Here is a 5,233-nt window from a genome sequence, read left to right on the forward strand (position 1 = left end):
CCGGCTGCACCGTGCGCACCACGAACGGCAGGCCGATGAAGATCAGCGCAATCACGATGCCCGCCGGCGTGAACGCGAGCTTGATGCCGTGCGGCTCGAGCAGCTGCCCGATCCAGCCGTTGCCGGCGAGCAGCGCCGTGAGCGAGATGCCGGCCACCGCCGTGGGCAGCGCGAACGGCAGGTCGACCAGCGCATCGACGATGCGCTTGCCCGGGAACTTGTAGCGCACCAGCACCCAGGCCACGAGCAGGCCGAACACCGCGTTGACCACGGCCGCGATCAGCGAGGCGCCGAAGGTCAGCCGGTACGAGGCCATCACGCGCGGCGCGGTCACGGCCACCCAGAACTGCTCCCAGCTCAGCGTGAAGGTCTTGAAGACCAGCGCCGAGAGCGGGATCAGCACGATCAGGCTCAGGTAAAGAATGGAGAAGCCGAGCGTGATGTGGAAACCGGGCAGCACGCGCTTGGCGCCCCCTGCCCGGTTGGCACGCGAAAAAGGCGCTCCCGCGGACGGGAGCGCCGAAGAAACAGCGCCACTCATTTACTTTGCGCCAGGCGTGTAGAGCTTGTCGAACTGGCCGCCGTCGTTGAAGTGCACCTTCTGCGCTTCGCCGAGGCTGCCGAACAGTTCCTGCACCGTGAACAGCTGCAGCGGCTTGAAGGTGGCGGCGTACTTCTTGAGCACGGCCTGCGAGCGCGGGCGCAGCGCGTGCTTGGCCGCGATTTCCTGCGCTTCTTCGGAGTAGAGCCAGTCGAGGTAGGCCTTGGCGAGTTCGCCGGTGCCCTTCTTCTTGGTGGTGCGCTCGACCACGGCCACCGGGTTCTCGGCCACGATGCTGATCGACGGGTAGACCGAATCGACCTTGCCCGAGCCGAATTCGCGCTCGATCGACACCACTTCGGATTCGAAGGTGATCAGCGCATCGCCGATGTTGCGCTGCAGGAAGGCGGTGGTGGCGTCGCGGCCGCCGCGCGCCAGCACCGGCACGTTCTTGAACAGCTTGCCGACGAACTCGGCCGCCTGGGCGTCGGTGCCGCGCCCCAAGCCGCCAGGTAGGCGTAGCGCCCGTTGCCGCCGGTCTTGGGGTTGACGATCACGACCTGCACCCCGGGCTTGACCAGGTCTTCCCAGTCCTTGATGCCCTTGGGGTTGCCGTTGCGCACCAGGAACAGCATGGTCGAGGTGGTGGGCGATGCGTTCTCGGGGAATTTCTTGTTCCAGTCCTTCGCGACCACGCCGGTGTTGGCCAGGAAGTCGATGTCGGTGGTGGTGTTCATGGTCACCACGTCGGCATCGAGGCCGTCGGCCACCGCGCGCGCCTGGGCGCTGGAGCCGCCATGCGACTGGTCGATCTTCACGTCCTTGCCGGTGGTCTTCTTGTAGTTGGCCACGAACGCCGCGTTGTAGTCCTTGTAGAACTCGCGCGCCACGTCGTACGAGGCGTTCAGCAGCGTGTTGCCCTGGGCAAAGGCGCTGCCGCCCGCGAGCGCGGAAGACGCCAGCGCGAGCACGGCGGCAAAGGTCTTGAATCTGGAAGTCATGTGGTTGCCAAGTTTTCTGAAAATTCACGGCCCGCCGGCCAGGCGGCGGGCTCGTCGGTCAGCGACTGGAGCAAGGCGAGGCCGAGCGGCCAGTCTCCGTGCCCCGAGTCGATGTTGATATGCCCCGCATTCTGCATGCGGACAAACTCACTGCCCCAGGCGCGGGAATACGCGCCGGCCAGACGGATCGGGCAATAGGGATCGTTGCTGCTCGCCACCACGATGCTGCGGTACGGCAGCGCCGCATAGGGCACGGGCGCGAAGTCCGACAGCACGGCCCGGCGCTCCGGATCGGCCGGCGCCACCAGCAGCGCCCCGCGGATGCGCGCCGCCGCCTCGGCCGGCAGGTGCGCCGTGGCGATGCAGCCCAGGCTGTGCGCGGCAATCACCACCGGCCCGGGGCTTTCGAGCACCAGCCTGGCGAGCGTGGCCACCCAGGCCTCGCGCTTGGGCGATGCCCAGTCGTCCTGCACCACGCGCGCCGCGCCCGGAATGCGCTCTTCCCACAGGCTCTGCCAATGGCCGGGCCCGGAGTCGCGCCAGCCAGGCACGATGATCACGGAAGTCTGCATGAAGGCGCTGCCCTGTCCGCTTACTTGTTGGGCTGCGGCGTGATGCGCAGGTAAGGCTTCACGGCCTTGAAGCCCTTGGGGAAGCGCTCCGCCAGTTCGGCCGGGTCCTGGATGCTCGGGATGATGACCACGTCGTCGCCATCCTTCCAGTTCACCGGCGTGGCCACCTTGTGGCTGTCGGTGAGCTGCAGCGAGTCGATCACGCGCAGGATCTCGTCGAAATTGCGGCCGGTCGAGGCCGGGTAGGTGATGGTTGCGCGGATCACCTTCTTCGGATCGATGATGAACACGCTGCGCACCGTGGCCGTGGCCGATGCGTTCGGGTGGATCAGGTCGTACAGGTCGGCCACCTTGCGGTCGTGGTCCGCAATGATCGGGAAGTTGACGGTGGTGTTCTGCGTCTCGTTGATGTCGCCGATCCACTCCTTGTGCTTGGTGGCCGGGTCGACGCTCAGCGCGATGGGCTTCACGCCGCGCTTGGCGAATTCGCCCGACAGGGCCGCGGTCTTGCCGAGTTCGGTGGTGCACACGGGCGTGAAATCGGCCGGGTGCGAGAAGAACACCACCCACGAATCGCCGGCCCATTGGTAGAAGTCGAGGGGGCCTTCGCTGGAATCCTGGGTGAAATTGGGGGCTGTGTCGCCGAGTCGCAGGGTCGCCATGGTCGCTCCTTGGGTGGATGGGACCTGGGATTGTGCGAAGTGCAGCTTCAATGCCAAACGAATATCTACTTGTTTGGTTATGGCGTTTTTCGCATAAGCGGCGCCGATCCGGCTAATACATGCCCGATTGGCTCCCGCTCATGTGCTCCGCCAGGAAGTCGATCAGCTGGCGAACCGCCGGCACCAGGGCGCGGCGCTGCGGAAAGACCATGTGCGCGATCACCGGCGCCGGCCCCCAGCCGGGCAGCAATTGCACGAGCCGGCCCGCCTCCACGTCGGCGCGGCACATGTAGCCCGGCAGCAGCGTCGCGCCTACGCCCTCGAGCGCGACCATCTGCAGCGTCACGAGGTCGTCCGCCACACAGCGCGGCGTGTGGACGTGCACGTGAATCTCGCCGTTCGGCCCCTCGAGCCGCCATTCGCTGCGGCCTTCGCCGTTGGCCGACATGGCCGTCGTCGGCAGCCGCTCGAGGTCGGCCGGCGTGCGGACCGGGCCCACGCGCTGCAGCAGCTCCGGCCGGGCCACCAGCACGGCGCGGCTGGTGCCCAGCACCTTGGCCACGAGCGTGGTGCTGTCCTCAATGGCGGGGCGCACGCGCAGCGCGATGTCGATGCCCTCCTCGATCAGGTCCACCGGCCGGTTCATGACGCGCAGGTCCACGCGCACCGCAGGGTAGCGCTCCATGAAGCGCGGCAGCAGCTGCGCGAGCCCGCTGTGGGCGACGGTGATCGGGCAGCTCAGGCGGACCGTGCCGCAGGGATCGGTGTGCACCTGCGCCACCGCCTCGGTCGCGGCCTGCGCCGCGTCCCGCACGGCGGCCGAATGCCGCAGGAAGATCTCGCCCGCCGGCGTGAGCGACAGCCGCCGCGTGCTGCGCTGCATCAGCTGCACGCCGAGCCGGTCTTCCAGCTCCGCCACGCGGCGCGACAGGCGCGACTTGGGAATGCCGAGCGCGCGGCTGGCCGCGGCAAAGCCGCCGCGCTCGGCCACTTCGGCGAAGAAAACCATGTCGTTGAGGTCTTGCATGCGCCGATTGTCCTGCATGTGGAACGATGTAGTCAAAATTTGGCTACTTATCAGAGACTCGCACCAAAAATAGAATTACCCCATCGCCGGCCACCTTTGAGCGCCGACCTCCACACGAAAGTGATCGACCATGAAGCTGCTCCACATCGACTCCAGCATCCTGAGTGCCAATTCGACCTCCCGCCTCCTCACGGCAGAGATCGTGGCGGCCTGGAAAGCCGCGCATCCCGACACCAAGGTCGAGTACCTCGACCTTGCCGCCAACGCGCCCTCGCACTTCGGCGCCGATGCCCTGGGCATCAAGACCGGCGTGCAGGCCCAGCCGACCGAAGCCCAGCAGCGCGAGAACGCGCTCTCGGAACAGCTCGTGAGCCAGTTCCTGGCTTCCGACGTCATCGTGGTGGGCGCGCCGCTGTACAACTTCTCGGTGCCGACCCAGCTCAAGGCCTGGATCGACCGGCTCGYGCAAATCGGCCGCACCTTCAAGTACACCGACAAGGGCCCCGTGGGCCTGGCCGGCGGCAAGACCGTGATCGTGGCGTCCAGCCGCGGCGGCATCTACTCGACCACCGAAGGCGGCCAGGCCGCGGAACACCAGGAGAGCTACCTGAAGGTGGTGTTCGGCTTCTTCGGCATCACCGACGTGCGCTTCGTGCGTGCCGAAGGCGTGGCCATGGGCGATGCCACCAAGGCCGCCGCACTGGCCGCGGCACGCGCCGACATCCTTGCGGCCACGGCCGAAGCCGCCAACCAGCAGGACGTGGCGCAGGCGGCCTGAGCCTCGGTTCCATCCCAAAAGCAAATGCCGCCCCGGGGCGGCATTTTCATTGGCGGGCTCAGGGACCCAGGCCGTCTCAGGCTGCCGCGTGGCTCTTGATCCAGGCCACGTACTTGTCCATCCAGCCCTGCAGGAACTTCTTCGTGCCTTCATTGCCGATGTGGCCCTTGTCGTCGAACAGGTCGTCCTTGAACTGCAGGAAGATCTCCGGCGCGCCCAGGGTCGGAACGTCGAGATAGGCCAGCACGTTGCGCAGGTGCTGCTGCGCCAGCGCAGTGCCGGTGGCGCCCACCGAAATGCCCACCACGCCCGCGGGCTTGCCGGCCCAGGCGCTCTGCCCGTAGGGGCGCGAGGCATGGTCGATCGCATTCTTCAGCACGCCAGGCACCGAACGGTTGTATTCGGGCGTAACGAACAGCAGGCCCTGTGCCGCCACGATCTCGGTCTTGAGCCGCTTCACCGAAGGCGCCTGGTTGCCGTCGTCGTCCTGGTTGTACAGGGGCAGGTCGTCGATGCGCAAATGCTCGAAGGTGAAGTCCGGCGGTGCAAGGTGCGCCAGCGCAAGGGCCAGCTTCTGGTTGAACGAATCCTTGCGAAGGCTGCCGACGATCACGGCAATTCGGGTCTGGCTCATGGATGAAGCTCCTTGAAA

Annotated in this window: 6 protein-coding genes and 1 pseudogene; 1 reads left to right on the top strand and 6 read right to left on the bottom strand. The window is 66.8% G+C overall.

Annotated features, from left to right (window positions below; genetic code table 11):
- From AC1DOC_RS21895 to AC1DOC_RS21915, 5 genes and pseudogenes are all read right to left on the bottom strand, one after another.
- A partial coding sequence (locus AC1DOC_RS21895; protein WP_478130471.1) for an ABC transporter permease occupies positions 1-541 on the bottom strand: 541 nt, incomplete at its 3' end.
- Positions 542-1,542, bottom strand: a pseudogene (locus AC1DOC_RS21900) (sulfate ABC transporter substrate-binding protein). It abuts the gene before it with no gap.
- Complete coding sequence (locus tag AC1DOC_RS21905; RefSeq protein ID WP_012748064.1) at positions 1,539-2,114, bottom strand: RBBP9/YdeN family alpha/beta hydrolase; 576 nt, start codon at positions 2,112-2,114, stop codon at positions 1,539-1,541. The pseudogene AC1DOC_RS21900 and the gene AC1DOC_RS21905 overlap by 4 nt, the downstream one beginning before the upstream one ends.
- Positions 2,115-2,134: 20 nt before the next feature.
- On the bottom strand, positions 2,135-2,776 hold the full coding sequence (locus AC1DOC_RS21910; RefSeq protein WP_012748065.1) for a peroxiredoxin: 642 nt from the start codon (positions 2,774-2,776) through the stop codon (positions 2,135-2,137).
- A gap of 112 nt (positions 2,777-2,888) precedes the next feature.
- Positions 2,889-3,803 (bottom strand): LysR family transcriptional regulator, encoded by a 915-nt coding sequence (locus tag AC1DOC_RS21915; RefSeq protein WP_418145376.1) that lies wholly within the window; start codon positions 3,801-3,803, stop codon positions 2,889-2,891.
- A 130-nt stretch (positions 3,804-3,933) separates the two neighbouring features.
- Between AC1DOC_RS21915 and AC1DOC_RS21920 the strand changes: the two genes are divergently transcribed.
- Entirely contained in the window at positions 3,934-4,581 is a 648-nt protein-coding gene (locus AC1DOC_RS21920) for an FMN-dependent NADH-azoreductase (protein WP_478130472.1), read from the top strand.
- A 76-nt stretch (positions 4,582-4,657) separates the two neighbouring features.
- Here the strand turns inward: AC1DOC_RS21920 and AC1DOC_RS21925 are convergent, their stop codons facing one another.
- Positions 4,658-5,215: an NADPH-dependent FMN reductase gene (locus AC1DOC_RS21925; protein WP_012748068.1), complete on the bottom strand. Its 558-nt coding sequence runs from the start codon at positions 5,213-5,215 to the stop codon at positions 4,658-4,660.
- Positions 5,216-5,233 lie beyond the last annotated feature (18 nt).

The sequence above is a fragment of the Variovorax sp. 01T439_2 genome (genome assembly GCF_056398445.1).